Below are 25,340 nucleotides of genomic sequence, written 5' to 3'. Positions count from 1 at the left end.
ACCAATGCCGATCGACCCGCCCAGCAACGGAAGCCCGTACCCCGAGGGTGCCGAGCCGTATACCCCTGAAGAAGGGACAGAGATGGAAGTCGTCGAGGTCGAGTACGTCGAGCGCGAGGGCGCGCGCGCCGTGGCGCCGTTCGTCGCGGCGGTAGCCGCTGGCGTTGTGGCGACGATGGTTTACAACGGCGGCGCGTGGACCATCAGCAAGGCGTGGGATGCCGGGACGCGTCAACCCGTCACCGACTTCACGCGACCGCAGACCGTCTACAACTCGGCGACCAACATGACATACACGTTGCAGCCCAACGGGTCCTACGCGGCCTCGGGCATCGCTCAGATGTGACTGTCGCATGGGCGACATCGCGCGAGCGTACGATAGCCAGCCCTCGCGGACACAAGCAAGACAGGGACCTCGCTCTGCGGGGTCCCTGTCTCGTTCCGGCAGCGGTCTCGAGCCACGCCCGATAATGATGATTACGTCAATCAACAACTGACCAACAACGTGTGACAACGTAATTGGACGGTTGTCAGGGGTCAAGACTACACTCACCGCATGGACCTCTCCATGCACGCCCAGGCCCGCCTCGCCGTCGCCGCGGCCGCACAGGACCTCAGCGACCGCGCACGCTCGCTCGTCACCGTCCACCCGGACGACACGCGCGAGCTCGTCGAGCTCGCACACCAGCTCGTGCAGCAGGCCGAGGAGATCCAGCTGCTCGCCGTCACCGCGGCGCGCGAAGCGGGCGTCAGCTGGCAGGACGTCGGCCAGCAGCTCGGCGACGTCACCAAACAGTCCGCCCACGCCCGGTTCGCCTCCGGCGTCGAGGAGGTCCGCGAGCGCATCATCTTCCCGGGGCGCGAGGGCTCGGCTGGCTCGCCGGGCTGGTGGGCCTGCCCCGACGGACTCGAAGACCCCAAGCGCACCCTCCGCCGGCTCGACGCCTGGAGCGCGCGGCACCGCGAGCGCACCGACCCCAAACGCGACGAGGCGCCCGTCAGCGCCGGGATCCACGCGATCAACGACACCCATCCCGGGATCTCCGGCATCGCGCTCGTCACCGACCTGGCGAAGCGGCTCGTCGACCGACAGCTCCCCGACGGCGTCACCGAAGAGGACGCTCGCGTGCTCCTGGCGCAGGCGAAGGTCCGCACCTACGACCGCATTGCCGCAACAACGTCCGGCCTCCGCGCCGACGAAGCCCGGACGCTAGCTCAGCACGCGCGCAACGAGCTCGCCCATCTCGAGCGAGCATGAGGCGCACAGCACTCAGTTTCGGGTGCGGGGATGCGTCGCAGACGATGGACCGCCGACCGGCCGGTCGGAAGCGGCGAGGTCAGTCGGAGTAGTGCTTTGCGCCCTCGCCCCACCATGGCCTGAGCGCAGGCAGGTCGCTGCGTCGGGGATCGGGCGTGAGCGGGCGTTCGCCGTCGTCCTGGGCGGTGCGCCTGCCGTACTGGTCGGGAAGCTCGCCCCAGCCCCAGTAGGCGAGCGGGACCGCGGGCACGATCCCGAGCTTCTCGAGCGGGTCGACGCGGTGCTCGGCGACGGTCAGCAGATGCGTCCAGTCATCGCCCATATCGAAGGTGTAGACGAACTGCTCCGCCGCCGCGAGCCGGCTGAGCTTGACCTCGCCGGCCGGACACATCTGCTCACTCGGATCCTCCCATGGGATCGGGCCGACCAGCCGCGAGCCGTCGCCCAGCTCGAACATGGTCAGGTGAGATCGGTCCCAGCGCGAGAACGCGGTATCGATCGCCTCGGCCAGCTGCGCGAATGTGTGCGAGCGCGACGCCGCCAGATCGCGCCCGGGCCGAGGCCAGAACGAGCGCCCCCGGCCCTCAACGAGTTCAACACGGATCGAAAGCCACGTTCGCGCCACGTAGGAAGTCTCCCTTACGTCGTCAAGGCCCCTCCTAGTTCGCTTGCGACGAAGTGTTGGTGTGAGTCGCTGTGGATGTCGGAAGCTTTGCGTCGCGACCCGGGTCCTGAGGTAGGTTCGGGTTGGCGCTGAGATCTGAGAGAGGGAGAAGAGATGCGGCTTGAGATTGGGAGTGATATCCCGCGAGCTTCGGCAGGAATTGTGCAGGAGCAGGTGGAGGGTGTCGAGTTCGAGGAGACGTTGGAGCATCTGGATCCGCTGACTGCGGCTGTGGTGTTCGGTGGGGCGGCGTTGCTGGGGAACTTCCTGGTGCGGCTGTGGCGTGAGATTGAGGGCGGTACGGTGATCGATCTGACGAAGGACCCGGTGCAGATCAACCGCAGTCGCGATCTGGCGTACGGGTACTTTCTGGTGGTGGCCAAGGATGGGTCGGTGAAGGTCGAGGCCAAGGATGAGCCGGAGACGGCGTTGGAGCGTCTGACGACGGCGGTGCTGAAGCTTCCGGTTGATGCGGCTGCCAGCGCGGTGAAGGCCGCGATCGAGGCGGCGGCTGGCGATGCGAAGGTGACGACCGAGACGACGCCGGCGAACTAGAGGAGTGCGGTTGTGACGATCGTTGCCGTTGCCGTTGCTCCTGACGGGATCGTGTTGGCCGGGGACGGGCGAGCGACGCTGCGCGGCGGGCGGCGTCACAGGATCAGGACCGACGAGGCGCAGAAGGTGTTTGCGCCCTATCCGGGGGTGGGGATCGCGACGTACGGGTCGGCGCTGATCGGGCATTCCACGATCTCGGGGCTGGTGCGGAGTTTCGTGGCGCGGCGCTCGTCGGAGGCGGGGACGCTCGCGGACGATGTAGCCGGTGATCTGCGCGAGTTCGCTGAGGACGCGATCGCGGCCGAGGCCAAGCGTTCAGGCCTGGGCCTGAAGCAGGTCGGGTTCTTGGTTGCGGGCTATGACGGGCGGGGCGTCGGGCAGGTTCGGGAGGTCGTCGTCCCCGGGCTGCCCAATGCCGCCGCCGCCGCGGAACTCACGACCGATGAGCCGGGCTTTCTGTTTCGAGGCAACACGCAGTATGTGCGGCGGCTTCTGGAGGGCTTTGACCGGGCGGCGATGGACCGTCAGGGCATCGCGCTGTCGGCGAAAGCGGCGGCGGGGCTGGACGGGTTGGCGTTCATCCCCAACACGCCGCTGACTATCCAGGACGGCCTGGATTGGGCGCTGTTCATCGTGCGGCTGTCGATTGACATGGACCGCTTGACCGACGGCACGCTTGGTGAGCCAGAGGGTGTGCCCAGCTGCGGCGGCCGCGTGACCGCGCTACGGGTCTCGCAGGCGCAGAGTCACTGGCTCATCCCGCCTGACGTGCGGCCGCGCGCCGCCGGGGTGGCCGAGCAGGGGTAGACGATGAGGCAGCGCGCTCGAGGCGCGCGACGCGGTCCATGCGCATCTGCGCGATGCGTGTCGCGCTGAAGGTGTCCTGGGCGATGTCCGCCGGGCTGGTCGCGGTGTCGAGGTCCTCGTCGAGAGCGACGTCCTCGGCGGTCCGGTCAGCGGGCTTCTTTGGTGAGGTGTCGGGCATCGGCTGTTCCTCAGGCGGAGGGGACGAGTTGTGGCCAGCGCGGCAGTTGGTGGTCCAGCGGCTCGCTGCGGTCCCCGCGAAGCCAGTCGTTGAAGATGTCGATGGCGGCGTGCACGGCGGGGCCTTCGGCGCTGAACCCCACGACGCGGCCCTCGGCGTCGTAGTCGACGTAGACGAAGGGCGCCGGCGCTTCGGCGCGATCGCGGATTGCGTCAGGGACGACGGTCACGTAGACGCTGTCACCACGCTCATTGACGGTGATGTTGGAGGCCATGATCTTCCCTTGGTCGGAATGTGCACCACAATCTTCCAGACGCGCAACCGTCGGCAAACACGAAAGCCTCAACCCAGCACCCCAGCCTCCTCTAGACATTCATCGGTCCTCGTATGGGTCTTGTATCGGGTCCTGATAACGGTCATTGCATGGACTTTGTATTGCTTTCGGCTGCCGCCAAGCCGCGAGGGAGCTGCGCGGCGTATTCGGTCGCCGTGGAGCTCGTAGGAAGCTAGGCTGCTCGTATGCCGCTGTTCGAGAGCCAAGCTCGCAAGGACCTCCAGGACTGGGGGGTCTCCGAAGAGGAGGCGCTCGATGTCGCCGCTACGGGCAAGGTTACCTACGAGCACTACGTCAGCCCTTACGACGGCTGGACGGTCCGCGAGAAAACGATCGACGGTCGGCGGATCTCGCTGGTGCACAGCAACGACGACCGGATCACCCGGGTGCGAGTGCTTTCAAGCTGATGAGCTCCGATCTGCGCCGCGCCGCGATCGAAGAACTGCTGCGCCGCTCTGGCCGCGAAACCCTGCCGCTACGCCGCGCGTTCGTGCAGCGACCCAACCCGCGCGGCGGGCCCGGAATCGGCGGCGGACCGCTCAGCGCGTTTGGCAAACGCAACACCGCACTGGACCTCTACCTCCTCTGCCACGCCCTGGTCAGCAAGGAGCCCTGGGACGTCACGCCCCCTCGAAGGTCTGGGCGCGCATGGTCGGCGTCCCGGAAACCACGGCGGGAGTGCAGTCGATGTCCCGGCAATGGACCTGGCTGGAACAGCAAGGCCTCATCCGCACCAGCCGCCAGGGACGCCACCGCCGCATCGTGCTGCTGCGCGAAGACGGCAGCAGGACCCCCTACACCCACCCCGGCGCCACCGACGAGCACCGAGCGGTCCCAGAAGGCAACTACCTGCAGCTCCCCTACGCCTACTGGCGCATGGCCTACGACGAGCGACTCTCGATGTCCGCCAAGCTCGTCCTGCTGATCTGCGTCTCTCTGCAGGACGAGTTCATCCTGCCCGTCACCCATGCCGCCAAGTGGTACGGGCTCAGCGCCACCCGAATCCACGACGGACTCACCCAGCTACGCCACCTCGACCTCCTCGAGATGCGCGTCGTCTCGCGCCCCGCCCCCCTCACCGAACGAGGCGTGACCTTCGAGCGCTACTACACCCTCAAACCACCCCTGCGACTCCCCGAAACAACCCGCCAGCTCTAGCGGGTCATGAGTCGCCGCTCTTCCGCAGCGGTTGCTCGGGCAGGTCGTCCGGTTTAGGGGGCGGCTGGGTGGGCCGCGGAGCAGCGGCGCGTGGGCCCATCGCTTTCTCCCCGGGCGCCCAGCCCTCGATCAGCCGGTCAGCCGCCGGCTCCTTCTGCTCGGCAGGGTCGTCGCGCTCGGTCACTTCTTCGTGTCGCTGGGCTTGGGCGGGGGCGCGGTAGGGCGCGGCGCCTGGCTGTTCGGACGCATCCCGCGCTCCTCGAGCGGGCCTTGGCCGAGAGTCTTCGGTCCCGAAGGGTTCGGAGGTTTGGGCATGTGGTCAGTCTGACGGGTCGGTCGGCGGCGAGGGCTCGGTCGAAGCGTAGACCTCCACCGTCGCGATCTCGCCTGCGGAGACCCACAGTCCGAGCGACCCCACGGCAGGTTTGCTGAACCACCCGTCGTCGTCGAACTCCCATCGCTCGGCGATGAACAGGTCTCCGCCGTGGTCGGAGTAGGCGGCAAGGCTCTGGGAGCCATACCAGCCGCCGACGATGCGGCCCGTGGTCGTGCGGACCCGGATCATCGCCGTGCCTTCCTGAGAGAACATGGCGTCCCACCCCGAGCGGGTCGAATGCGCCGTCGAGAGCTTGAGCCACCTCAGCGCCCGGCCGCGCCACGACGATCGCGACCACCGGGCGCCCGCGACGGCGATCACGATCGGCAGCACAAGGACGATGCAGGTGCCGACGATCAGCGAGAGCCGAAGGCTGCGGCGGCCCTCGTAGATCGCGATGAGATCCCCGCGATCGGCGCCGGCGATCACCGCGACGGCAAGGACCAAGACGTAGACCAAGGCGGAGTAGAACAAGGCGAGCAGGAGCCGGTCAAACGCGCCGTCGTCCCTGCGCACGATGTAGAGCCGCTCACGCAGCAGGATCGTCACGAACCCCGGCAAGACAAAGACGCCAAGCACGAGGATCGCCGTCCCGGTATCAGGCGCCATCAGCTCGCCGATCGCTCACGGCACGAACCCCGCCGCGCGCAGCTGCTGGCCGGTGATCTCCCAGGCCGTGCCCGTGGCCCAGTCGGTGGTGAGCTGGTCCAGGAAGTCGTGCAGCTCGTCGGGGTCGGACTGGCGGGTAAGCCAGTGACGCAGCACAGCGGCCGCGATGGTGGCTTTGTCGGCGGTGGTCTCCCAGTCCAGGACGACGCGGGGTCCGGACGCCAGGACGACGTGGCTGGTGCCGCCGTTGGGGGTCGTGGTGGTGCAGCTCAGCTCGGTGCGCTCGCCGCCGTGCTGCAAGCCCGGCACATAGCGGCCGGCGTAGGTCGTCGTCTCCCCCATGCTTCAGCTCAAATCGTGACGCGCAGCCCGGGCGCGTGGAGGCCGAGACGGTCTCGTAGCTGGCCGGCCGCAATCAGCTGCGCCTGGCCGGCGAGGTCTTCGAGGGTGATGTCGTGCTCAGCCAGCAGTCCGAGGGCCTGGGTGATGAGCAGGGGCCGTTCGGGGGCGGGCCGGGGTCCGGGCTCTGGCGTCGCCAGCCGCGGGCGGAGAGGTACTTCATCGCGCTGGTATACCCGGCCGCATCCAAGAGGCCGAGATCACGGCCGCGGTAGAGCAGTGCAGCGAGGGAGAGGCCGACCTCGGTGCGTAGGCGTTGCAGTTGGCGCCAGTCTAGCCGTCCGGTGGGCCAGCCGTCGGTGATGAGCTCGGCCGGGGCGATGAATGCGCTGCCAAAGCGCTGGGCCTGCTGCTCGAGCTGCTTGTTGGCCGGCTCGGGATCGGCGGCGTGCAAAAGGATGTGACCGAGCTCGTGCGCAGCGTCCAGCCGCGAGCGCTCATACACGTTCTTGGCCGTGCCGAGCATCACCAAGGGCCGCGGCCCGGACGTCCAGGAGAACGCATCAACGGTGTCCGAGGTCTGGTCGTTGTCGATCAAGGCAGTGCGGAACACCACGATCCCATGACGCTCGAGCACCCGCACCACGTTCTCCACCGGCCGGTCTGCAGGGATCCCCCAGCGCTCACGCACCACGCTCGCCGCTGCCTCTGCGGCCTCTGGCGGATTGTCGGGGTCCAGGTGCAGGCCGAGGTCATCGAACGGGGGCAGGGTGACGCGCTGTTCGACGCTGCGCACGAGCTCGGCGGCCAACCCGGCCAGGGCTGTGGCCTGTTCGCGGTCGCGTTTGGTCGTGCGGCGCAGACTGCGAAAGAACGAGTCCTGCACGTCGGGCAGTAGCGTCGGCTGCCCACTGCCCGCAAGGAAGCCGGCCGGGACGCTCAGCGCCAGCGCCAACCGGGCGAGCGTCGCCGGCCGCGGAGTGTGCGTGCCGCTCTCGAACTGACTGACGGATGCCGGCGTGAGGTCAGCGCGGCGGGCGACCTCGGTGCGGGTGATGCCCTGCAGCTGACGGGCGAGCTTCAGCCGCTGCGGATCGAAATGCGCCGCGGCAGATCCCAGGCCGCTCACGACCGATCGTCGCGCTCGTCACCGGCAGCGTCCTCGGACTCGCGCAGCTCGAGCTCCAAGTCGTCGTCGCCCGCGGCCGCAGGCAGCGCCACGACCCGCTCGTCACCCGAGTCCTCCGTCTCCTGCGGGGCCTCGTCGAGTTCGGGCACCGCCCGTAGGCGCAGCCCGAAGTCCACCTCCTCCCCGGCAACGGCGCCGGTGGCCGGGCGGGTGAGCGGCTCGTGCCACTCCCACCCCAACGTGCCGGCGTCCAGCTCGTAGGGGACGCCGACGATCGCATGGGAGAACCCGTTGTCGGGGTCCCCGAAGTGCACCACCACCACGTAGGGGGCGCGACCGTCCTCGACCGCCGTCAAAGTGCCGTTGACGACGTCCAGGCGCAGCTGTGCGCCGTTGCGCTTGACGATCCGCTTGCGCACCTGCGAGCTGTCAAACCGCATCGTCTCCGCCGACATGGTCCCCGGCGGCGCCTTGCAGACGTAGACCTCGATGTCGTTGTCCAACCGCAGGAAGAACGTGTGCTCGCTGTAGTGCGGCGTCACGCCATCCATCCCCTCGGTCGCCTCGAACAGCGCCCGGCGACGTTCTCCGACGTCGTGATCCCGAACCCGCGCGGCGTATCCCACCGATCCAGATCAAACCGCTCGCTGTTGTCGTCGTAGACCGCCCCCAACACGTCCATCAGTACGACGCGCAGCCGGCCAGCGACACCCTCGGGGCAGCAATCATCGAAACGCATGTCCGGAATCCAAGCACAAACCGAAGACGGAAGTCTGAACAGCGGCCGATTTGCATGCTTCATGTCGAGTATGTAAGGGAAGATCATGGCTGACTACGACATCACGCGCCGCGAGGACCATTCGTGGCAGGTGACCACCCCCGGAGCGACACGCGCCAGCGCGGTCCGGTCGACCCAAGCGGAGGCCTACGCGACTGTCGCGAGTTCGCACGCAACTCCGGCGGCGGCTTCGGCGAGGCATACGGGGCCATCGGAACTCACGAACAGCCCTCGCAACTCACGAAGGTTTCCCATCGGCACGCGACGAACGACGTACGACCACCCTCCTGTAGTCGGGTAGACATCTTGTGACTCGAATCGCGTCGAGGTACTCCAGATGCGCTAGAGCGTACTTTCGCGAGGTCCCCAATTCGTCGCGCAGCCTGGCTACCGTGATTTCCCCTTCATCCGCGAGAATCGCTAGCGCCTGGTGCCTGACAGTGGCGAGTGCCTTGGAGTGGCCGTACATGGTGCCGCCGAGTCGGATGGCGACACCGGCTGCGACAAGGGTGCGAAGTTCTTCAGAGAACGCGGCTAGCGTGGACCGGTCTGGGGGCTCGTGGCCAGCGTCGCGCAACAGCCGCTCGAGGGCCAGTTCGCTAGGGGTGAAGGGACGCCGGGCCGCCACCAAAAGCCTTCGGCTCAAGATCGGGCGGTGAGTATCCGGGGTCCGGTCGAGCCGTTCGGTGTGTTGCTGCTCGCGAGTTGGGACGGTGCCGCTTTGCATGCGGATCGAGAACGAGCGCGCCCCCGAGCGTGTTCGGGGGCGAACTGGCCCGGATTACGACGCGATCGCCGGCCCGGGCCAGCAGCGGGTCGCGTCCTCTGAACTGCCAGCGACCGTCACCGAGACTGGCCAAGCGTCCCAGAGAGCTACGCGTCCCGTGATGCAAATGGACGTAGCGCCCTGACGGATCATCCTTGAAACTCGATTGCAGATCGAGGATCCAAGAGGGGCGGATCTTGGCCTCTGTGCTGACGAGCGCGTCGCCTGGCTTGATGTGCTCCCGGTGCACTCCTGTCACGTTGACGGCTACCCGCTGTCCAGCGGGGACCTGGTCGACCGGGGTTTCGTGGACACGGAGGTCGCGGACCCGTATTCGTTGGTCGATCGGAAACACCGCGAGCCGGTCGCCGCGCCGCAGAACTCCTGACCACAGGGTCCCGGTCACAACCGTGCCGGCGCCTTTGACCGCAAACACCCGATCGATATGCAGCACGACCGGCCCTACATGGCGCGCGCGGGATTCAGTGTGCGTGAGAATCGTTGTGAGCCGTTCGGTGAGGTTGGCGAGTCCCAGACCGGTGCGCGCCGAGCACGGGATCAGACTGACGTCGGGTCCGAGCAGGTCGCGTGCCTGCGCGGATGCCGCTGCCGGGTCTGCGATGTCCGCCTTGGTGATCGCGACGACGCCACGGCGAATGTTGAGAGCTCGCAACACCGTCCAGTGTTCGCGGGTTTGGGGCATGACGCCATCGTCGGCAGCAATCACCATCAGATAGGCGTCGATTCCGGTAGCTCCCGCGACCATCGTGCGGACAAAGCGCTCATGTCCAGGGACGTCGATGACCGAGATCTGACGGCCGTTGGGCAAGATCAGCGGCGCGTATCCAAGAGCGATCGAGAGCCCACGCGCGCGCTCTTCCGGCAAGCGGTCGGTATCGCACCCGGTCAGCGCTGCGACGAGGGAGGTCTTCCCGTGGTCAACATGTCCGGCAGTACCGAGAGTCAGTGGTCCTGTCATTCCGTCTTGCAGTGGAGGGCAAGAAGGACGGTCGCAGCGGCTGCCTCAAGCTCGTCGTCAGCAAGGGTGCGAGGGTCCAAAAGGACCTCCCCGTCGGATATTCGGGCTACAACCGGGGCTGCCCCTGACGCAGCGCCGCCGCCAGGGCCTTAGCGCCGCGGGCGCCAGCATCCAACGTAACGACCGGCCCAGCGAGTTCGACAAGCGGAAGCGCCCCGCCTCCGACGCGCGCCGTTGCGCTACTCACCCGGCCTCCAGTCAAGCCAGCCAAACGGGTTGCGCGCTCGGCAAGTTCTTCGTCGGTTGCGCAGAGCATGGCCAATACCGGCAACGCACGTCGCGCATACTCCGGATCGCGGTACAACGCTAGCGTCGCCTCGAGCGCCGCCAACGACAACTTGTCGATACGGACTGCTCGAGCCAGCGGGTGAGAACGACATTGCTCGATTGCATCACGGCGTCCGACCATCAACCCGGACTGTGGACCGCCCAGCAACTTGTCCCCGGAGAAGGCCACGACAGCGGCACCCGCTCTGACCGATCTCCGGACCGACGGCTCGTCTGCAAGCACGGCGAGGTCGTCGGCAAGCACTCCGGAACCGACATCGTCGATGACAGGCACGCCCAAGCCACAAAGAGCTTCGATCTCGACTTCTTCTGCGAAACCTACGGTCCGGAAGTTCGAAGGATGGACGCGCAATACGGCTCGCGTGCGTTCAGTGATGGCGCGGCGGTAATCCCCGAGGCGCGTGCGGTTGGTGGTGCCGACCTCCACCATTTCCGAATGGCTCAACGCCACGACCTCCGGGATGCGAAAGGCGCCGCCGATCTCGACCAAGTGGCCTCGTGACACGATGATTTCCGCTCCCTTACCAGCGAGCGCGGAAGTGGCAAGGAGCCGTCGCGGCTGCGCAGTTGTTGACTGTCATCGCTGCCTCTGACCCAGTGAGCTCGCAAAGCAGGTCGGCGACATGATCGTGTCGTGAACCGCGCTGACCCGAGAGCAGGTCCACCTCGAGATTGGTGTATCCGCGGGCTGTCGAGCTGACCGCGAGTTGCGCGGCTTCGGCGAGAGGGGCGCGACCGAGGTTCGTGTGAAGGACCACCCCAGTCGCATTCAGGACACGTTGGAGCGATGGCCGAAGGCGATCGTGCGCGCAGGCAACCAGGTCTCGCCCGTCTACGTCGTCGTCTCCAGCCAGAATCGCGGCGCGGCGCTCTTCAAGCTCTACTCGAGCGACAGCCACGGCGAGCCGGTCGACTGACGGCAATTCGCGCAGACGTCGTCTCATCTCAGCCTCAGCGAACATCGTGCGCGGCACGGCAAGCGGAGCGGCGAAGGAGTCGAACCTCCCAACCGCGGGGCTGCCGCGGCTCGCCGGCTTTGAAGGCCGGGTAGGCCACCAGGCCCTGGCCGCTCCCGGTCTGACCGCTCACGAACATACCTTGATCGATCCGGGCCGTCCCTCGACCAGCCTACCGATGACAACTCCCGGGATCTCAGCAGCCCGATCTGCATCCACGGCTATCAAGAGTCCTCCTGACGTCGTTGCGTCGGAGACGAGTCGCCGCTGCCATTCCGGTACGACGGCGTCGAACGTAGTGAACTCCGCAGAGTACGCTCGGTTCTTTGCGCTGCCTCCTGAGACTGCCCCGTCCCCGCGCAAGAGTTCGTCAACCCCCGCAAGCGCCGGAACCCTGTCAGCGTCCACTTCTGCGGCGACGCCGCTAGCGAGCGCAAGCTCGTGGAGGTGGACCACGAGTCCGAACCCCGTCACGTCGGTCGCAGCATGAGCGCCCGTCGCAAGAGCCGCCGATGCAGCTCGATCGTTAAGGGCCCCCATCGTTTCAATTGCCGCGTCGAGCGACTCCTTGCCGCCTACTCCACGCTTCAACGCGGTCGTAATCGCCCCGACTCCGAGCGGCTTGGTCAGGACAAGCGCATCTCCAACGCGAGCCCCCGCGTTTGTGAGGATCCGGTCTGGGTGGATCGTCCCCGTCACTGCAAATCCGAACTTCGGCTCGGGGTCATCGATCGAATGCCCCCCGACCACCAACGCACCCGCTGCTTCGATGACCGAAAGCCCCCCGCGCAGGACTTCTCGAAGAACGCCAGCGCCGAGGCGCTCCAGCGGGAACGCGACCAAGGACAACGCCGACAACGGCGTTCCCCCCCATCGCGTAGACGTCTGATAGCGCGTTGGCCGCGGCGATCCGCCCGAAGTCAAACGGATCGTCGACGATTGGAGTGAAGAAATCGACCGTCTGGATCAACGCAAGATCGTTGCTGATCCGGACGACTCCGGCATCGTCAGACGTCCGGTTCCCGACGATGAGACGTGAGTCTTCGCGTGCGTCAAGCGAGTCCAAGATGGGTCGCAGCGCGGCCGCCGGGAGCTTGCACCCGCACCCCGCTCCGTGCGAAAGAGAGGTCAACGGAACATGTTCCTGCTGGTCGTAACTCACTAGATCCGCCTCGTGTGATCGTGGTAGAGCTGTCTTGGCGTGAAGCAGAAGAAGACTTTAGGGGCGACGGTGCGGAGTCCGTAAAGCAACGTGCGCACGTCGCTGTGTTCAGCCGTAGGCTCCGCGAGAGTGCCAGCGACTTGATGCAGCAGGTAGCACCCGAGCACCTTCCCGGCGCTGGCGCATGGCGCTAGAAGGTTGACGCCGAACGGTCATGTGCGACATGCTGGGGCGGTAGAGCGTGCGTCACCAAGTTATCTGGAGGAACGCAGTGAAGACGAACCGTCGTGACCTGTTCAAGCTAGGCGCGATCACCGCAGTCGGGCATGCCATCGCAACGCCCGGATCCGCGTCCGCGTCGGGAGTAGACGGTTTCCATTCCGGCACCTTCCGAAGCCTGGAAAGCGCGGAAAGTGCGAGCGTAGAACTCGTCGGGGGCCAGGCCGTCGTCGTGCACCTCGCCCCTGGCTGCGAGGTGTTGCACGGGCTGGCAGGCGACGTTGCCGACCTAACTGACTTCGTCACGGGCGAAGAGGTTGTCTTTGCGTCCGACAGCGTCGACGACGCGATCGTCTACGCGACGGTCTTTCAGTCTATGGCCTCGGCAGTGACTACGACCATCAAGCGCTCCGATGACGAAGAGCTCGGAACCAGCGCTGGGACATTCGCGGTGAACGAGAGTGTCGGTGACCCAGCTGACCAGTCTGGCCGCGCGGTCATCACGTACTGGACAGATCCACAGGACGGCGCTCGGTACGCGAACGCGGTGAACGACGTCCGAAAGTGAGCGGCGCGACACTCATCGGGATCTGGCTGTTTGGGTCGCTGCTCCTTGCCGCTGGAGCAGCGAAGGCTGTCGCGCGTGAACAGACGTCCGACATGCTTGTCGCGCTCGGCATGCGGAAACGTCTCGCAGCAGCCGGCGCTGTGGCAGTACCGATCGTGGAACTCGCGATTGGTGTCGGTTCGTTCACGGCACCCACCAGCGAGCTCGTCGCGGGTGCCGTCATAGCAGTCTTTGCCGCGTTCGCGGGCGCCGGAGCAGTCGCGATGCGCAGAGGAATCGATGTCCCCTGTGCGTGCTTCGGAGCGGTTCAGCGTCGGCCGAAGTCTTTGGGAAAGCAGCAAATTAGCTTGTTCATGGTGGCGCTGGTCATGATTGTCCCTGCTCTTATGATCGGGTATCTGCCGAGTGATGCCCCTGTCGAAGGAGCGGAGGGCGCAGCGTTCGGTCTAGCCCTGTCTGCGGCAGCGGTAGCCATCCTGGGTGGCTCGTCGTGGTGGAAGGTGCGAGGGGCTCGTCGCTCGATGGACGAAGCGCGCCTTAGCACGAAGAGCTTTGCTGCAGAAGCGGCTTAAACAATGGTGACCGTCCTCGTCCTCGTCGCATCTGGCGGTCTGCTGATCACATCAGCGGCGCTCGTTGAGGTATTCCGGCAACTCGCCGAAATCCGACGAACCCTCGATCTGGACGATTCGCCGATGGCGCTCGAGTTCCAGGAGCGCGACCTGCGCGAAGCGCCGGTGGACCTGCCGCCCGACATGCTCGAAGGGCATCACGGCCTTGTCTTCCTTCACGCAACCTGCGGTACCTGCCGGTTGGTCGCCGAGGCCTATGCATCAGCGCCGGACCGGCGAGCGATCTTCGTGATCCCTAGCGAGGACGTTGACGCAACGCCAGCGTTTCGCCGCCTCGCGGAGACTTCTCAGGTGTTCGCCGACAGCGATGAAGCCCTGGCAGGCTTTCTAGGCATGGACGTCGCCCCTTCGGTGGTGGGCGTCGAAGACGGCCGCGCCGTCGGCGCTGTCGGAATCTCCACTGTCCGCCAGGTAAAAACGGCGCTGCCGCAGGCAACCGCTCCACGGCAGGAGAGTCACCATGTGGGATGAGGTCGCGATCTTCGCGTTGGCGATGGCGGCGGGCTTTGCGCAGCTCGCTAGCCCGTGAGGCCTGTCCTTTGTCGGCGTCATGCGACTTGATCCCGACGCTCCCGTGAGGAGCACGAGCAGACGTCAAAGCCTCAGGATGGTCATGCCTCTAGGAGGAGGCTTCCTGCTATCTGCGACATTGGTGTCTGGCGCTTTCGCGACGCTCGGAGAGCTGCTCGCTGTCCCAGAACAAGTCGCTATCTGGCTCGGGGCGATCGTGCTTCTGGCCTTCGCCATTCTCGAGCTGACGGGCGTTCGCCGGAGTCTTCTGCTTCGCCAGACGCCGCGCATGCTGCCGGCACGCCTCGGCGACATCCCCGGTTCATTTGCCTGGGGGGTCGATACAGGCGCGATGGTGACCACTTACCGAACATCGTTCGCCACGTGGGCGTTGCTGAGTGTGGGACTCCTGGGACTCGCCGGGCCATGGGTCGGAGCCGGATACGCCGCGGGCTTCGTCATCCCCCTTGCCATCGCCGCACTCTGTGCTCCCACCGGAGCTTTCGCGCGCACGACTAATGACCTCACCATGGCGATCAACGCCCGCCGCACTGGCATGAACGCCACCATCTCTGGGCTGCTTCTCGTTGCCGCCCTGACCCTGACAGCCACCTAAGGAGGACCATGTCGGTGCAGATGTTTGACCAAGAAAGCGAGTCGACCCGACGCGGCGTACTCGGTCGTTTCACTGCGGCGAGCGCCGCGCTGTTTGCGGGAATAGCCGCAGCGGGAGCGGACGAGGCGTCCGCGTACCCCTACCGATGCTGCGGTCTCGCCAGCGACCGGCGCTGCTCCGGCTGCGGAAGCAGCGGAGGGTTTACGTGCCCGAGCGGATACAACAAGAAGTTCTGGTTCTGCTGCCAGAGTGGCGGGCTTTACGGGTGCGGCGAGTGCGCCCGGGGCTCCACCTGCTACCAAGGGCCCTTCTACTGCTCGTGTGGGTACGTCGCTTCAGGACCGTGCAGGTCCTAAAGCGTGCTGCGATGACGGCGGCAGCGGGGCTGTTGCCTGCCGCCGTCTTCGTTGGCTGTGGCGCCACGGGGACCGACAGCAAGCCCTCAAGTTCGACCCCGCAGCCAGCGGCTTCGCCCAGTGCGACCAGCAACGACGACTGTGGGCGAGCAACTCCAGACGGGCTTGTCATGCTTCGCGACGCTGTACTCGCCCTTCCCCTTGGTTCCTCGGTAGGCGCCGCGCTACAGGAAAGCACTGCCGCGGACGGCCGGCGATTCGGAAAGATCGGACTATGGGTCCGAGGCCGAACGACTTTGCGTCTAACAGCTGAGGGCGAGGAAGGACGCCGGGTAGACATAGTGGGATGGCCTTCCCGAGTGCCACGATCGTCCTCAATCCTCCGGCAAACGCCACGCGCCGTCCGTTGTGCCGATCAGGAATGGATTCCCTACCCAGGCGGTTTCGTCTACGCAGAACGACAGTGCGCGACCTTTGTGGTCCGAAACGACACTCGCTCTGTCCGCGTCCCAGTTGGACTAGGCCGAGCCTGCCCCCCGGCTCACGAGCGCAGGAGCAGACGGCACCGTAACGGTGCAATCGGCGCGTCACCGCCCCCTCCGTGCTGACAGACATCCGGCCCGATGCTCTTACAACCGCTCCAGCGCGACCCGTCCTCGCTCGAAACCGTCGCGGATTGCGTCGGCACGTCGGGCGTCGGTGAGCGTGACGTACTTCAGCGTCGTGCGCACGTCGGCATGGCCGGCGAGGTCGCGGATAAGCTCGACCGGCACGTCGCGTTCTGCGAGCTGGGTGCAGAACGTGTGCCGCAGGACGTGCGGGTGACGAAGGTCATCGGGCAGCCGGGCAGTGGTGGCGTGCTTGGCGGTGAGCTCGGCGATCGCGTCGGGCTGCATCCGCTGCGCGGGCCGGTTGCGGGTGAGCGTCACGAACAGCGGCGCTCCGACGAGGTCCTCCTCGCTCGATGCTGGTCGGCGCTTGAACCACGCGGCGACGGCCTCGAGCGCCTGCTTGCTGAGGGGGACGGTGCGGGTCTTGCCGCCCTTGGCCTGCCGGACGACGACGGCGTAGCGGGTCTGCGAGCGGGTCGGGGCGATCGCGTCGCGGGCGCCGGCGCGGTGGCGGGCGTGCTCGGTGATGTCCTCGACGTTCAAGCGGGTGACTTCGGCGCGGCGCAGGCCGGCGTCGCCCATGAGCGCGAGGATCGCGACATCGCGCAACCCGGCGGTGGTGCGGCGGTCGGGGATCCGCAGCAGGCCGTCGTACTCGGCGAGCGAGAGCGCCCGAACCGGCGCCTCCTCCCCCGCCTTGATCGTCTTGACCCGCTGGATCCGCGGGTCGAGCTCCAGGGCGTCGGCAAGCCGGCGGATCGCGGCCATCCTCGAGGACAGCGTCGACGAGGACAGGCCACGGCGAGCGAGGTCGTCGCGGAACGCAACCACCAGGTCGCGGTCGACGGCGGCCGCGGTCACCGGCTGCCCGCCGGCCCGGGCGGCGGCGAAGTCGGCGAGCTGGCGGTAGGCGGCGGCGTAGGCGCGGCGGGTGTTCGGCGCGGCCTGCTCGGCCGCGACCCCGAGCGCAGCCTGCAGCAGGTCTCCCCCCCTCCCCCGGTCCGTCGAGGACCTCGACGACGTCGCGGCGCGCGAGGTCGCTCATGATCCCGGGACGGGTCGCGGCTCGACACGCCAGGCCGCGATGGTGTATTCGCGCGCGCCCGCGTCAACGCCGTAAACAACGCGGCCGCCGCGCAGAGTCATACGCCGGCCCGGGCGCGCTGGGCCCTCAGCTCGAGGACCTGCGCCTGCAGCTCGGCGGGCAGGTGGTCGCCGGTCGCGCGCGCGAGCAGCCGCAGCTCGGCGTCGACGAGCGCGGAGACATCGACCTCGAGCGTGTCGTTCGGCCAGAGACCGGGGACCGCCGGCAGCGGATCGGGGACGAGACGAAGATCGGTCATGCCCCCGATCGTGAACGGTGCCCCGGACGGCTTGCCCCTGATAAGTGCCTTTATGAGGGGCCTTGCCAAGAGGTCGACCACTTCGAATCGTCACTCTGGTTTCGCCGTCCTCGTGTTTATCACCGGGCTTGATGTGGGCTATTCGCGATGCTCCGTATCGCGACGCTTCAGGTCGCAACGTGGTCGACTTTCCATGGGCTTCCGTCGCGGCAGGTGCCACAATGTTCGGGTGCTCGAGGGGGGACTCCGAAGACGATGCGTTGTACATCGAGGGCGCCCTGCTCTGCTCGGTAGTCAAGGTCCTCGACGAGCACGCGCAACAGGGACTGGACGCGCCGTACCTCGTCCTTCTTAACCCAGCGAACTTCGCGCTTCTCTCCTGGGATGAGATCTACGGGATGCCCGTTCTGGCCGACGACAGGGTCCCCCCGATGCGATGTCGCCTTGTTTGCGGCGCCGAAGGATGGGCCGGCGAGTACGAGGGCGAGCCGGTCTGGTGGATCGACGGAATCCCTCACCGGGTCCTCTCGGACGTCGACGAGGACCAGGCGGCTGCCTAATCGTCGAAGGCTTCGTGCCTGAACAGGCTGCCCCCGTAGTGACGGGCGAGCTGGCGCTTGAGATGCACGGCAGCGGTCACCGAGAGCTGTGCGATGCGTTGCTGCTCGAGGTAGCCGTGATCGAGGGTCGTAGGGGCGTAGAGCAACGCCAGGCTCTCCGGCATCTCGGCCGACGCAAGCGCGGGTAGGTACAGATAGTTGGCTAGGTGGTCGTACTTGCGCAGCTGGTCCAAGGAGGCCTCCTTGATCGCACCTTGCGCGACGAGGTCCTCCAGTGGCCATACCGGAACGACGGTGCGGAAGGGATGCGCGTAGCGGCCGGGCTCTCCTTGTGCCGCCATTGAGCACGAGGGCGTGATCAACATCGCGAATCCGACTTCGAACGGCCCCGAGACGAATTTGCGGTTCCCGTGGTTGAAGACGTCGGCCGGCAGCTGCAGGCCCATGGGGACTCCCGTGAAGAGGTCCCCCTGGCGCAGGTGGGTGGTGCGGTCCTCGTAGTAGAGGTGGTCGTCGGGCCGGGGCTGGCTGCTCACCTGGCCAGTGTGAAGCCCCGACCCGCCGGAACTACGACTGGTGGTAGTCCTCGGGAGTGCTGAGGATCCGCTCCGGCATGTCGTCGCGTTCCTCGCCGATCTCTGTCTCGGGCGCGAACTGCTTGAACATCTCGTCGCGAACGCGATCGACGTCTTCCTTCTTGAACCGGCGGAACCCCGATCCGGGCAACCGGATCGCGGTCAGCTGGCCACGCTGTTCGAGGTTGCGAACCGTGTTCTCGTGGACGCCGAGCTCGCGGGCGGTCTCCCGGACGTTCAAGACGTCCTTCTGCGGGAGTGCTCCCGCGTCGGCGTTCACCGCGGTGAACTCCTGGGTCTTGCTCACGATGGCTCCTTCATCTTGTTGACGAGTCCGACGAAGCGACACGTGGTGATGTCGCTTCCTCTCTTTGTCGTACCCGATGCATGGTGACCTTAGCGCCTTTGTCAACGTTAAAGACTTGTAGGACTTTGGTGACCTTGTAGACTTTGGCCGGTATGGGGCGTTTTGAACGTCTCGAAACCCACGAGCAGGAGGTAGCCAATGGCCACCAACCCCCCGAAGGGACCCGGCAGGAAGGGCGCCGTGAAGCAGCGCTCGCAGTTCAAGACACCCAGCGGCAACTGGGCCAAGCGCGACACCGAGACGGGTCGCATCCTGGACCAGAAGGCCGACGGGACGCCCTTCAAGGGCGTCCGGCGCGAGAAGTAGCCAGCAACCGGCGGGGCGGGAGCTGCAACTTCCGCCCCGTCACTGAACTACGGCGACGGACTCTATCGCTCGCCGGGAAAGAGAGAACCCGATGGGATTCGAACTGGAGTACACGCTGAACGGTCGCCGCGTCTCGCAGCGCCAGTTCTTCGACGGCATGCAGCAGGAAGTTTGCGACGTGGCTGTCAAGGCCGCCACGGAACGCATCGAGTCGGTCCGGTGCCGGCAGCATGGCCAGCGAGCGCGAGCCACCCTGAAGAACCAGCGCGGAGATCGGCTCGAGTTCAGCATCACCGGATGCTGCGACCAGCTAATCGAGGCCGCTCAGCGAGCGGTGTAGCTAACTGCGGGCAGGAGCGGTCCGCCGCGCCTGCCCGCCGGGCCTCGCGGCCCCCGCTCGTGCTGCCACGTCCGAGAATGCCCTTTCCCGGACATGCTCCGCGAGTCGGCCACTAGGTGGCGCCTGCCGATCGCGGCGGACACCGACTGGATTCTCGGGACGTGTCCGAGCACCTATCGGCAATAGGACGCGGCGGTTGTGCCGGGAAGGCTGCAGTTGGACTCGCTTGCGGCCGCGCGCCGTCGGATGCGGTGTCAGATGTTCGGTAGGTCGTCCGACCCTCCTGGCGTGCTCGAAACCCGGACCTTTCCCCCGACGCGCGTCTCGCTCGGACGGCTGTGCCGTCTGCGATACGTGGGCAAGACGGCTGGCGCGCTGATCGTCGACGTCACTGGGCCGCAGCACGACCTCGAGTTTCTCGCCCGCGCCTGGTTCGTGTCGAGTGACGGAGAACGCCATGAAGCGTTCGCTCGCGGACCGCGCGCGAAGCCGGCGATCTACCACGCCGCCGCACTCCTCTTGACGGATCTCGCGGTGGCACGGCCCGACCTCCCCCACGACCATCGCGCGACCCGTTCGCAGCGGATCGCACATCGACGCTTCGTCGACGCCTGTCACGCCGCGCGGTCAGGTCACGCCATCGGCGGCCATTGATCTCGCACTTCCAAGCGCCTGCGCGCCAGCATCGTGAGGTTGTTGCGTTTGGCCTCGCGCGCGCGTACGCGCGCGCGCGACGTGCGCGCGCGCCCTCATGCGCGCGGGCATGAGCCCTCATACGCGCGCGGGATAGCTCGCCGCGCCGCCTCCCGCGGACCTTTCAGCCAGGTCCTACAACGAAAGGAGAACGTCCAGCCCACTGCATCGAAGAGGAGCCGACATGCACCCCGTTGCATTCGTCGATCCGCAGACGGTCTCTGCGGAGAAGGCGCCGACCTACAAGCAGCTCTACGTCATCGCCGCACTCCTGCGCGGCGGCGAACCGCCAAACCGCCAAGAGGCCTCCAAGCTCATCAACGACCTCGAGGCCTACCGCCTCCTTCGACTGGCCAACGACGATGACCAGTGACATCGCGCGGGACATCCTCGTCGACGGCCACCTCAACAGCGGACAAGCGGTCACCGTGAGGGTCAGCGCCCACGCCATCCAGCGCTACCGCGAACGCGTCCGAGAACTGCCCGAAGACCAGATCGCCGACGAGCTGAATCGGCTCTTCGCGCTGTGCCCGATCAAGCCCGGAAGCCCGACCTGGACCCCCGGCACCCAACGGCCACTCATGCACCTGGCCGTGGGCGGGACCGTGATGATCGCGCTGGACCCGGACCCCCTGGACCAATCCCGCCTGCTGGCCCGCACCACCCTCTGCACGGGCGCGTTCTCCCGACGAACATCGCGCAGCCGTCGACGCCGCACACGGTGAGCGACATCCGCGCGCCGCTGGCGTGCAGCGAACACGAGCACCCACGCTGTTTCCTGATCCTGGCTCGTAGGTCTCGCGACGGCGCAGGGGTGGTCGTTGCTTTGCCTGATGCCTAGCGGGGCCGCGCGCAATCCGCCCCGCCACGATCGCCGGCCCTTACGGGTCCGGCCCGCTGCGCTGATCGTGGCGGGTGCGTTCGCGTGCGGTCCCGCTACCGGCGGCTTCATCAACGACCACCCCGGCGCCACTCGAGGCGCGGGAGTCAGGAGAAGCCATGAAGCCCGTCACCCGCAACGAGCAGTTCACCGCCGCCTACAAGGCGATCGCCGACCGCCTGCACCGCCAGGTCCGCGGCCAGATGCCGTGGGCCTCGGAGGCGCTGATCGAGGAGGCCCTTGCCGACACGTGGCTGCTGGCGCTGACGCGCGAGCACGTCGACCTCACCTGCCACCCGCGTCTGTACGGCTGGCTGTCGATCACCGCTCGCCGGCGCGTCCTGGACGCGCACGCCCGCAGCGATCGCGACGCTCCGATCGGTGACGTGATCATCGACAACGGCGAGCCCAGCGCGCACGAGAAGGCCGTGGCGCGCGAGGAGCTCGCGGCGATGGCCGCGTCGCTGACCGAGCGTCAGCGCACGGTCCTGGGCCTGCTGGCCACCGGGCACAGCTACCGTGAGATCCAGGAGATCACCGGCGACAGCGCGCGCGCCGTCGAGCGTCTCTCCGTCGAGGGCCGCGCGCGAGCCCGGGCGTCCCGGCCGCGCTGAAGGCGACGCTCACGTCACGGTCCAGCAGCCGCGCCAGGGCGACCTCCCAGGGCACCCCGAGCGCAGCCGCCAGCGATCGCAGGTCCTCCGCGCGCGACCACGCAGCGACGACGTCGGCCGGCGGCGCGAGCGTGGTGCGCGCGGCTCGCGCGGCCAGCTCCTGGTCCCACAATGCGTCGGGCGGCCACGCCTGGGCCTGCGCGACCAGCGCGAGGACCCAGAGCGTGTCCGGGTCCTCCGCGCCGAGATCGCGGTGCTCGGCGGTTAGCCTGACCGCGTCACCGATGACGACCGCGCGCACGCGGCCCCTCCAAGAGATCAAGGTGTCCATACCCCTTCTAGGGCTGGACGACCTGGTTCTCTCCCCCCTCGGCCCAGTACTAACGAACGTGTCAGGAAGTGCCATTTCGCTCGAAAACTCCTGCAGCTGAGCGCTTTCCGTGCCGGCGTTGGTCGCTGCGGTAAGCGGCCAGCCGCCAGCCGATTCCTCAGCAACCATCGCGACGCAGCCGCGGAGATCGTCAAAATGGCGCCTGGTGACACGTTCGTTAGCCCTGGGCCAAGACAAGCCACACTGGCAGAACGTGCCTCTCACGGTCGGCGAGACCAGTTCATGATCGCCGGCATGCATCACGAGAAGCTCGTCTTCTTCCCGAAGGACAACCCGGCCACCGCCGACGACGAAGGCGGCGGAATCAAGCCTTTCAACCACCAGCCCGACCGAGACTGGGACGCCGTCCGCAGCCAATCGGTCGCCGCGCTCAAGCGGCAGTGCTCCTATCGGCGCTACATCTACCACCCGGGTGCCGATGGGCCGTACCAGGGCTTCGACAACAGCGGATACATCGCGAGGATCTCGCTGCACCCGCGCGAGGAAGGAGGCTGTGCAGGCCAGTGAACCGAACTGCTTACCGTCTAGCGGCGGCCACCGCCGCATTCTCCAGCGTCTTCGTCGTCGCTGGCGGCATGGCCGAAACCTGGCTGCAGTTCTCGCTCGTCCTCTCGCTATCGGTGATCGGAGTCGCGTACGTGACGTGCCGGACGACTACTGCGGACGCGACGGCTGCCGTCACCTTGGGTGGCTTCGTCGGCTATCTGGTGATGCGAGCCGTGCCCGACATCGCCCCCGACGCCGACAGCGCAGCTCCGCTGAACGCCATCTTCACCGTCATTCTTCTCGGAATCGGGATAGCAATCGCCGCCGCGTTGCGTCGACGGCTGAACCCCTAGTCGAAATCGTCCTGCGACCGCCAGCAGTGACCACGGACAAATCAAGCGCGAGCGTCTCGGTTGCGAGTGTCGCCGCAGTGCTTCTGGCGCTGCTCTGGGTCCCGAGCGCCGCGCTCATCGCCGGCATCCAGTCCGAGCGCGACGACCTTCTCCAGGTGGTCGCCTGGGTCCAAGCCTGGCTCGCTATCGGCGGCCTAGTCGTAGCGCTTGTCGCGCTACGACGGGCAAAGCGCGGGGCAGCGCAGCGTGCGCGATCGGCCTTGACCGTCTTTGCCGGGATGTTCGCGGCCGGCTTTCTCACGGTGCTTCTCATCCACTGGTAGCCACCAACGAGGGACGACGCCCATCAGGTCCTCTCCCCTTCGGTGACCGCACCGGTGGCCGCAATCCTCCGGGTGGCGGTCTGATCTGCGGCTCGCGCCCGGCGTTCGGCCAGGTAGGTGTCCCCGGCCTGCATGACTGCTGTGAGGTCTGGGCGTTCCCAGTAGGGCTGCACCTTGCCCTTGGCCGGCAGGTCGCGGCCGTGCAGGTAGATCGCCTCGCCGCGGCCGAGCTGCTGGAGCGTCTGCGCCCGGGCCTTGTCGCGCTCGCGGTCGTACTGCTGCCGAGCCGTCCGCCCGAGCGGGCCCGACACGTCGTAGCTGGTCTCCACATGACGCTCCTCGTCGAGGAGGTCGACCAGGTAGTCGCGGGTCTGCTCGTCCTGCAACGGGCCCATGACGAGCTTGGCCAACGAGTTCCCCAGGACCTCGTCTGAGGCCTTGCCGTAGCGCTGCTCGATCTGCCCAAGCCCCTGCCACACCGTCGCCACCCGCACGCCCCACGAGCGGCACACCGACAGCAGCCCGGGGAGGTCCTCGATCGCCGCCAGCCGCCGCGTCTCGTCGAGCACCACGCGCAGCGTCGGGTCCAGCGGACCGTTGCGGTTGGCGTGCAGCTCGCACTCGCGGAACACCGCGGCGAGCAGCCCCGCGAACAGCGGGCGGGTGATCTCCTGCAGCGACTCCGGGGCGATCATGTACAGCGTCCCGCGGCCAGCGATCAGCTTCGCGGGATCGATGTCCGGACGGTCCAGGCGCTGCACCGTCGGATAGGTGAACCCGTCGAGCAGCTGCAGCGCGGTGAGCGTGGTCAGCGACCGCGCGCGGTCGTCGAGGTTCCACGTCTCCTGCACCGTCCGCGCCGCCGCCACCGCCCCGCGGCCACGGAGCAAGTCGACCGGTTCGGTGGATCGCGTCTGGATCCACATCAGGACGTCGGCCATCGGCCGTGCCTCGAGCGCCGCGGCGTGCAGCAGCGGGCCGATCAGCGTCGCCGCAGCGTGGCGGTAGAACCGCGCGCCGTCGGACTGGCTCTCCGACTCGCCCTCCGCTGCGGCCAGCCAGCGGCCCATGAGCTTCGCGTACTCCCACTCCTCACACCCAGCAAGCGGCGTCCACCCCGCGCCCCTCACCGAGAGTGCGTCCGGCGGCACCAAGGGCGCGTAGACCCAGACGGGTCCGCGGGCGAGGCGGGCGCCGAGCGTGAGCTTCAGCACGTCGGTCTTGCTGCTCGTCACGATCGCGGGACCGTCGTGCTCCAGCAACCACGTCACCACCGGACCGGACGTCTTGCCGGCGCCGGTAGGGGCGACCGTCAGCACATGCGTCTCGGCCTGCGTGCCGATCAGCCGACGATCCAGCCGGACCATCGTCCACGAATCCCCGTCGCCGGTACGGAGGTGCGCGAGATCCCGCGGCCGCGCCCACGATCGCGTCCGTACCCAACCGCGCGGGTCGTACGAGCGCAGGCCGATCCGAGCGCGGCCGCGCAACCCGTCCACGCTCAACCACACCCGCAGAACGACTGCGGCGGTGCCGACGGTCATCAGCGCGAACACCGCCCACCACCCCGCCGGGCCGGGCATCAGCCCGGCGACCTCGGGGGCGAACGCCCGGGCCGGATCCGCGAGCTCGCCAGGGAGACGGACCGCGCCCTCAAGCGTCGGCCACACCGCGGGCAGCTGGCCGGTCGCGACCCACGCGGGCCCGGCGCACATCACGTACGCCGCGGCGACCGCGACCGCCAACGCGGCGGCGATCACCAGCACCCCGGTCACAAGCGCGGTCTCGTCGTCCTGTCGTCTCATCGTCGTCCCTTCGTTGATCGTTGAGCTGCGGTCCAGCGATAGAGCGGCACGAAGCGCGCCCCGGAATCCCCGGAACGCGCAAGCCAACGGCGGTACCCACGCCGCGCCTGCCGCTCCGAGGCGGCCGTGACCTTCACGACCAGCCGACCGTCCGGCGCGACGTCGACGAGCTCGACCCGCACACCACCGCCCGTGAACGGGAGGTCCTGCAGCGCCGGCATCGCCTCCTGCGCGCGGCGCTCCTTGCGCGCCTGCTCAGGCGTGTACTGGTCCTGGCCGGCCGGGCTCGGCGCCTGCCGAATCACCGGTGCCGCCTCGATCACCGGCTGGCGCTCAGCGTCGTCGTCTGCGCAACCTGCGAAGGCCGCGGCGATCGCCGCGGCCACGGTGAGCGTT

At 67.4% G+C, this 25,340-nt stretch carries 40 protein-coding genes, 1 tRNA gene and 1 pseudogene; 22 read left to right on the top strand and 20 right to left on the bottom strand.

Features of this window, described 5'->3' with window-relative positions; translation table 11 throughout:
- Positions 1–82: 82 nt before the first annotated feature.
- Together GKE82_RS26415 and GKE82_RS26410 are read left to right on the top strand one after the other, a co-directional pair.
- Entirely contained in the window at positions 83–346 is a 264-nt protein-coding gene (locus GKE82_RS26415; RefSeq protein WP_154735792.1) for a hypothetical protein, read from the top strand.
- A gap of 210 nt (positions 347–556) precedes the next feature.
- Positions 557–1,258 (top strand): hypothetical protein, encoded by a 702-nt coding sequence (locus GKE82_RS26410; RefSeq protein WP_154735791.1) that lies wholly within the window; start codon positions 557–559, stop codon positions 1,256–1,258.
- 79 nt (positions 1,259–1,337) lie between these two features.
- Here GKE82_RS26410 and GKE82_RS26405 read toward each other — a convergent pair whose 3' ends face one another.
- Entirely contained in the window at positions 1,338–1,883 is a 546-nt protein-coding gene (locus tag GKE82_RS26405) for a hypothetical protein (protein ID WP_309233848.1), read from the bottom strand.
- Positions 1,884–2,084: 201 nt separating this feature from the next.
- Between GKE82_RS26405 and GKE82_RS26400 the strand changes: the two genes are divergently transcribed.
- Positions 2,085–2,477: a hypothetical protein gene (locus tag GKE82_RS26400; protein WP_154735789.1), complete on the top strand. Its 393-nt coding sequence runs from the start codon at positions 2,085–2,087 to the stop codon at positions 2,475–2,477.
- Between the two features lie 12 nt (positions 2,478–2,489).
- A complete protein-coding gene (locus GKE82_RS26395; RefSeq protein WP_154735788.1) occupies positions 2,490–3,284 on the top strand; it encodes a hypothetical protein in 795 nt (264 codons plus the stop codon).
- Positions 3,285–3,472: 188 nt separating this feature from the next.
- On the opposite strand, the gene GKE82_RS26390 is transcribed toward GKE82_RS26395, so the two are convergent.
- Positions 3,473–3,736 (bottom strand): DUF2283 domain-containing protein, encoded by a 264-nt coding sequence (locus GKE82_RS26390; protein ID WP_196189479.1) that lies wholly within the window; start codon positions 3,734–3,736, stop codon positions 3,473–3,475.
- Positions 3,737–3,981: 245 nt separating this feature from the next.
- On the opposite strand from GKE82_RS26390, the gene GKE82_RS26385 reads away from it, so the two are divergent.
- Entirely contained in the window at positions 3,982–4,203 is a 222-nt protein-coding gene (locus GKE82_RS26385; RefSeq protein WP_154735786.1) for a hypothetical protein, read from the top strand.
- A gap of 241 nt (positions 4,204–4,444) precedes the next feature.
- The gene (locus GKE82_RS26380) at positions 4,445–4,954 is read left to right on the top strand and encodes a hypothetical protein (protein ID WP_154735851.1); all 510 of its coding nucleotides are present in this window, start codon (positions 4,445–4,447) and stop codon (positions 4,952–4,954) included.
- Positions 4,955–5,273: 319 nt separating this feature from the next.
- Here the strand turns inward: GKE82_RS26380 and GKE82_RS26375 are convergent, their stop codons facing one another.
- From GKE82_RS26375 to GKE82_RS26355, 5 genes are all read right to left on the bottom strand, one after another.
- Complete coding sequence (locus GKE82_RS26375) at positions 5,274–5,939, bottom strand: DUF6338 family protein (protein ID WP_154735784.1); 666 nt, start codon at positions 5,937–5,939, stop codon at positions 5,274–5,276.
- 15 nt (positions 5,940–5,954) lie between these two features.
- Positions 5,955–6,281, bottom strand: a complete 327-nt coding sequence (locus GKE82_RS26370) for a hypothetical protein (RefSeq protein ID WP_154735783.1) — start codon at positions 6,279–6,281, stop codon at positions 5,955–5,957.
- Positions 6,282–6,354: 73 nt separating this feature from the next.
- Positions 6,355–7,407 carry an XRE family transcriptional regulator gene (locus GKE82_RS26365; protein ID WP_154735850.1) on the bottom strand — a complete coding sequence of 351 codons (1,053 nt, stop codon included), beginning with the start codon at positions 7,405–7,407 and terminating at the stop codon, positions 6,355–6,357.
- On the bottom strand, positions 7,404–7,958 hold the full coding sequence (locus tag GKE82_RS26360; RefSeq protein WP_154735849.1) for a hypothetical protein: 555 nt from the start codon (positions 7,956–7,958) through the stop codon (positions 7,404–7,406). Before GKE82_RS26360 ends, GKE82_RS26365 begins: the two co-directional genes overlap by 4 nt.
- Complete coding sequence (locus tag GKE82_RS26355) at positions 7,946–8,233, bottom strand: hypothetical protein (RefSeq protein ID WP_154735848.1); 288 nt, start codon at positions 8,231–8,233, stop codon at positions 7,946–7,948. Before GKE82_RS26355 ends, GKE82_RS26360 begins: the two co-directional genes overlap by 13 nt.
- Between GKE82_RS26355 and GKE82_RS31845 the strand changes: the two genes are divergently transcribed.
- A complete protein-coding gene (locus GKE82_RS31845) occupies positions 8,232–8,486 on the top strand; it encodes a DUF2188 domain-containing protein (protein ID WP_154735780.1) in 255 nt (84 codons plus the stop codon). The genes GKE82_RS26355 and GKE82_RS31845 overlap by 2 nt on opposite strands.
- On the opposite strand, the gene GKE82_RS31840 is transcribed toward GKE82_RS31845, so the two are convergent.
- The 4 genes from GKE82_RS31840 to GKE82_RS31835 all read right to left on the bottom strand — a co-directional run bounded on the left by GKE82_RS31840 (position 8,424) and on the right by GKE82_RS31835 (position 11,051).
- Positions 8,424–8,654 (bottom strand): SelB C-terminal domain-containing protein, encoded by a 231-nt coding sequence (locus tag GKE82_RS31840; RefSeq protein ID WP_375337070.1) that lies wholly within the window; start codon positions 8,652–8,654, stop codon positions 8,424–8,426. The two genes, GKE82_RS31845 and GKE82_RS31840, sit on opposite strands and share 63 nt — an antisense overlap.
- 130 nt (positions 8,655–8,784) lie before the next feature.
- Complete coding sequence (selB, locus tag GKE82_RS26340) at positions 8,785–9,930, bottom strand: selenocysteine-specific translation elongation factor (RefSeq protein ID WP_154735846.1); 1,146 nt, start codon at positions 9,928–9,930, stop codon at positions 8,785–8,787.
- Between the two features lie 106 nt (positions 9,931–10,036).
- Positions 10,037–10,768, bottom strand: coding sequence for an L-seryl-tRNA(Sec) selenium transferase (gene selA, locus GKE82_RS26335; RefSeq protein ID WP_154735845.1), 732 nt, complete (start codon positions 10,766–10,768; stop codon positions 10,037–10,039).
- 31 nt (positions 10,769–10,799) lie between these two features.
- Positions 10,800–11,051, bottom strand: a complete 252-nt coding sequence (locus GKE82_RS31835) for a hypothetical protein (protein WP_375337069.1) — start codon at positions 11,049–11,051, stop codon at positions 10,800–10,802.
- 6 nt (positions 11,052–11,057) lie between these two features.
- On the opposite strand from GKE82_RS31835, the gene GKE82_RS27555 reads away from it, so the two are divergent.
- Complete coding sequence (locus tag GKE82_RS27555; protein WP_196189487.1) at positions 11,058–11,195, top strand: hypothetical protein; 138 nt, start codon at positions 11,058–11,060, stop codon at positions 11,193–11,195.
- Positions 11,196–11,257: 62 nt separating this feature from the next.
- Here the strand turns inward: GKE82_RS27555 and GKE82_RS26325 are convergent.
- A tRNA-Sec gene (locus GKE82_RS26325) sits at positions 11,258–11,351 on the bottom strand.
- Positions 11,352–11,363: 12 nt separating this feature from the next.
- Positions 11,364–12,396 (bottom strand): annotated as a pseudogene (gene selD / locus GKE82_RS26320) (selenide, water dikinase SelD).
- Positions 12,397–12,667: 271 nt separating this feature from the next.
- Here selD and GKE82_RS26315 point away from each other — a divergent pair.
- From GKE82_RS26315 to GKE82_RS26300, 4 genes are all read left to right on the top strand, one after another.
- The gene (locus GKE82_RS26315) at positions 12,668–13,183 is read left to right on the top strand and encodes a hypothetical protein (RefSeq protein ID WP_154735778.1); all 516 of its coding nucleotides are present in this window, start codon (positions 12,668–12,670) and stop codon (positions 13,181–13,183) included.
- Entirely contained in the window at positions 13,180–13,755 is a 576-nt protein-coding gene (locus GKE82_RS26310) for a MauE/DoxX family redox-associated membrane protein (RefSeq protein ID WP_154735777.1), read from the top strand. Before GKE82_RS26315 ends, GKE82_RS26310 begins: the two co-directional genes overlap by 4 nt.
- Positions 13,756–13,761: 6 nt before the next feature.
- Entirely contained in the window at positions 13,762–14,286 is a 525-nt protein-coding gene (locus tag GKE82_RS26305) for a hypothetical protein (RefSeq protein WP_230317284.1), read from the top strand.
- 181 nt (positions 14,287–14,467) lie between these two features.
- Positions 14,468–14,941, top strand: coding sequence for a hypothetical protein (locus GKE82_RS26300; RefSeq protein ID WP_196189486.1), 474 nt, complete (start codon positions 14,468–14,470; stop codon positions 14,939–14,941).
- 985 nt (positions 14,942–15,926) lie between these two features.
- Here GKE82_RS26300 and GKE82_RS26295 read toward each other — a convergent pair.
- On the bottom strand, positions 15,927–16,886 hold the full coding sequence (locus GKE82_RS26295; protein ID WP_255451190.1) for a tyrosine-type recombinase/integrase: 960 nt from the start codon (positions 16,884–16,886) through the stop codon (positions 15,927–15,929).
- 164 nt (positions 16,887–17,050) lie between these two features.
- On the bottom strand, positions 17,051–17,251 hold the full coding sequence (locus GKE82_RS26290) for a hypothetical protein (protein WP_154735774.1): 201 nt from the start codon (positions 17,249–17,251) through the stop codon (positions 17,051–17,053).
- A 179-nt stretch (positions 17,252–17,430) separates the two neighbouring features.
- Between GKE82_RS26290 and GKE82_RS26285 the strand changes: the two genes are divergently transcribed.
- The gene (locus GKE82_RS26285) at positions 17,431–17,811 is read left to right on the top strand and encodes a hypothetical protein (RefSeq protein WP_154735842.1); all 381 of its coding nucleotides are present in this window, start codon (positions 17,431–17,433) and stop codon (positions 17,809–17,811) included.
- Here GKE82_RS26285 and GKE82_RS26280 read toward each other — a convergent pair.
- Positions 17,808–18,347 (bottom strand): hypothetical protein, encoded by a 540-nt coding sequence (locus tag GKE82_RS26280; protein WP_154735772.1) that lies wholly within the window; start codon positions 18,345–18,347, stop codon positions 17,808–17,810. The genes GKE82_RS26285 and GKE82_RS26280 overlap by 4 nt on opposite strands.
- Before the next feature lie 31 nt (positions 18,348–18,378).
- A complete protein-coding gene (locus GKE82_RS27545; RefSeq protein WP_196189477.1) occupies positions 18,379–18,693 on the bottom strand; it encodes a helix-turn-helix domain-containing protein in 315 nt (104 codons plus the stop codon).
- Between the two features lie 198 nt (positions 18,694–18,891).
- Here GKE82_RS27545 and GKE82_RS27540 point away from each other — a divergent pair, with 198 nt between their 5' ends.
- The 6 genes from GKE82_RS27540 to GKE82_RS26250 all read left to right on the top strand — a co-directional run bounded on the left by GKE82_RS27540 (position 18,892) and on the right by GKE82_RS26250 (position 21,586).
- On the top strand, positions 18,892–19,059 hold the full coding sequence (locus tag GKE82_RS27540; protein WP_196189485.1) for a hypothetical protein: 168 nt from the start codon (positions 18,892–18,894) through the stop codon (positions 19,057–19,059).
- A gap of 91 nt (positions 19,060–19,150) precedes the next feature.
- Entirely contained in the window at positions 19,151–19,399 is a 249-nt protein-coding gene (locus GKE82_RS26270) for a hypothetical protein (protein WP_154735769.1), read from the top strand.
- A 288-nt stretch (positions 19,400–19,687) separates the two neighbouring features.
- Positions 19,688–20,053 carry a hypothetical protein gene (locus GKE82_RS26265; RefSeq protein ID WP_154735768.1) on the top strand — a complete coding sequence of 122 codons (366 nt, stop codon included), beginning with the start codon at positions 19,688–19,690 and terminating at the stop codon, positions 20,051–20,053.
- Positions 20,054–20,276: 223 nt separating this feature from the next.
- A complete protein-coding gene (locus tag GKE82_RS26260) occupies positions 20,277–20,465 on the top strand; it encodes a hypothetical protein (RefSeq protein WP_154735767.1) in 189 nt (62 codons plus the stop codon).
- Positions 20,455–20,817, top strand: coding sequence for a hypothetical protein (locus GKE82_RS26255; RefSeq protein ID WP_154735766.1), 363 nt, complete (start codon positions 20,455–20,457; stop codon positions 20,815–20,817). The genes GKE82_RS26260 and GKE82_RS26255 overlap by 11 nt, the downstream gene beginning before the upstream one ends.
- Before the next feature lie 274 nt (positions 20,818–21,091).
- Positions 21,092–21,586 carry an RNA polymerase sigma factor gene (locus tag GKE82_RS26250; protein ID WP_154735765.1) on the top strand — a complete coding sequence of 165 codons (495 nt, stop codon included), beginning with the start codon at positions 21,092–21,094 and terminating at the stop codon, positions 21,584–21,586.
- On the opposite strand, the gene GKE82_RS26245 is transcribed toward GKE82_RS26250, so the two are convergent.
- On the bottom strand, positions 21,507–21,917 hold the full coding sequence (locus tag GKE82_RS26245; RefSeq protein ID WP_196189476.1) for a hypothetical protein: 411 nt from the start codon (positions 21,915–21,917) through the stop codon (positions 21,507–21,509). The two genes, GKE82_RS26250 and GKE82_RS26245, sit on opposite strands and share 80 nt — an antisense overlap.
- Before the next feature lie 294 nt (positions 21,918–22,211).
- On the opposite strand from GKE82_RS26245, the gene GKE82_RS26240 reads away from it, so the two are divergent.
- The 3 genes from GKE82_RS26240 to GKE82_RS26230 all read left to right on the top strand — a co-directional run bounded on the left by GKE82_RS26240 (position 22,212) and on the right by GKE82_RS26230 (position 23,139).
- Positions 22,212–22,484 carry a hypothetical protein gene (locus GKE82_RS26240; protein ID WP_154735763.1) on the top strand — a complete coding sequence of 91 codons (273 nt, stop codon included), beginning with the start codon at positions 22,212–22,214 and terminating at the stop codon, positions 22,482–22,484.
- Positions 22,485–22,552: 68 nt separating this feature from the next.
- Entirely contained in the window at positions 22,553–22,816 is a 264-nt protein-coding gene (locus GKE82_RS26235; RefSeq protein ID WP_154735762.1) for a hypothetical protein, read from the top strand.
- Between the two features lie 77 nt (positions 22,817–22,893).
- Entirely contained in the window at positions 22,894–23,139 is a 246-nt protein-coding gene (locus GKE82_RS26230; RefSeq protein WP_154735761.1) for a hypothetical protein, read from the top strand.
- Positions 23,140–23,162: 23 nt separating this feature from the next.
- On the opposite strand, the gene GKE82_RS26225 is transcribed toward GKE82_RS26230, so the two are convergent.
- Both GKE82_RS26225 and GKE82_RS26220 read right to left on the bottom strand, forming a co-directional pair.
- Entirely contained in the window at positions 23,163–24,944 is a 1,782-nt protein-coding gene (locus tag GKE82_RS26225) for a type IV secretory system conjugative DNA transfer family protein (protein WP_154735760.1), read from the bottom strand.
- Positions 24,941–25,330, bottom strand: a complete 390-nt coding sequence (locus tag GKE82_RS26220) for a hypothetical protein (RefSeq protein WP_154735759.1) — start codon at positions 25,328–25,330, stop codon at positions 24,941–24,943. The genes GKE82_RS26225 and GKE82_RS26220 overlap by 4 nt, the downstream gene beginning before the upstream one ends.
- Between the last annotated feature and the right edge of the window lie 10 nt (positions 25,331–25,340).

The organism is Conexibacter sp. W3-3-2 (genome assembly GCF_009707605.1).
Taxonomy (GTDB): Bacteria; Actinomycetota; Thermoleophilia; order Solirubrobacterales; family Solirubrobacteraceae; genus Paraconexibacter; species Paraconexibacter algicola.
Note: the sequence above shows the minus strand (reverse complement) of the source record. Positions and strands in the feature narration are given on the sequence as shown.

Coding starts and splice junctions, on each gene's coding strand:
- GKE82_RS26415 (WP_154735792.1), top strand. CDS start 83: ATGGAAGTCGTCGAGGTCGAGTACGTCGAGCGCGAGGGCGCGCGCGCC.
- GKE82_RS26410 (WP_154735791.1), top strand. CDS start 557: ATGGACCTCTCCATGCACGCCCAGGCCCGCCTCGCCGTCGCCGCGGCC.
- GKE82_RS26390 (WP_196189479.1), bottom strand. CDS start 3,736: ATGGCCTCCAACATCACCGTCAATGAGCGTGGTGACAGCGTCTACGTG.
- GKE82_RS26385 (WP_154735786.1), top strand. CDS start 3,982: ATGCCGCTGTTCGAGAGCCAAGCTCGCAAGGACCTCCAGGACTGGGGG.
- GKE82_RS26380 (WP_154735851.1), top strand. CDS start 4,445: ATGGTCGGCGTCCCGGAAACCACGGCGGGAGTGCAGTCGATGTCCCGG.
- GKE82_RS26375 (WP_154735784.1), bottom strand. CDS start 5,939: ATGGCGCCTGATACCGGGACGGCGATCCTCGTGCTTGGCGTCTTTGTC.
- GKE82_RS26370 (WP_154735783.1), bottom strand. CDS start 6,281: ATGGGGGAGACGACGACCTACGCCGGCCGCTATGTGCCGGGCTTGCAG.
- GKE82_RS26360 (WP_154735849.1), bottom strand. CDS start 7,958: ATGGATGGCGTGACGCCGCACTACAGCGAGCACACGTTCTTCCTGCGG.
- GKE82_RS31845 (WP_154735780.1), top strand. CDS start 8,232: ATGGCTGACTACGACATCACGCGCCGCGAGGACCATTCGTGGCAGGTG.
- GKE82_RS26355 (WP_154735848.1), bottom strand. CDS start 8,233: ATGATCTTCCCTTACATACTCGACATGAAGCATGCAAATCGGCCGCTG.
- GKE82_RS31840 (WP_375337070.1), bottom strand. CDS start 8,654: ATGTACGGCCACTCCAAGGCACTCGCCACTGTCAGGCACCAGGCGCTA.
- selB (WP_154735846.1), bottom strand. CDS start 9,930: ATGACAGGACCACTGACTCTCGGTACTGCCGGACATGTTGACCACGGG.
- GKE82_RS26290 (WP_154735774.1), bottom strand. CDS start 17,251: ATGACCGATCTTCGTCTCGTCCCCGATCCGCTGCCGGCGGTCCCCGGT.
- GKE82_RS27540 (WP_196189485.1), top strand. CDS start 18,892: ATGGCCACCAACCCCCCGAAGGGACCCGGCAGGAAGGGCGCCGTGAAG.
- GKE82_RS26270 (WP_154735769.1), top strand. CDS start 19,151: ATGGGATTCGAACTGGAGTACACGCTGAACGGTCGCCGCGTCTCGCAG.
- GKE82_RS26260 (WP_154735767.1), top strand. CDS start 20,277: ATGCACCCCGTTGCATTCGTCGATCCGCAGACGGTCTCTGCGGAGAAG.
- GKE82_RS26255 (WP_154735766.1), top strand. CDS start 20,455: ATGACCAGTGACATCGCGCGGGACATCCTCGTCGACGGCCACCTCAAC.
- GKE82_RS26250 (WP_154735765.1), top strand. CDS start 21,092: ATGAAGCCCGTCACCCGCAACGAGCAGTTCACCGCCGCCTACAAGGCG.
- GKE82_RS26245 (WP_196189476.1), bottom strand. CDS start 21,917: ATGGACACCTTGATCTCTTGGAGGGGCCGCGTGCGCGCGGTCGTCATC.
- GKE82_RS26240 (WP_154735763.1), top strand. CDS start 22,212: ATGCATCACGAGAAGCTCGTCTTCTTCCCGAAGGACAACCCGGCCACC.
- GKE82_RS26235 (WP_154735762.1), top strand. CDS start 22,553: ATGGCCGAAACCTGGCTGCAGTTCTCGCTCGTCCTCTCGCTATCGGTG.
- GKE82_RS26225 (WP_154735760.1), bottom strand. CDS start 24,944: ATGAGACGACAGGACGACGAGACCGCGCTTGTGACCGGGGTGCTGGTG.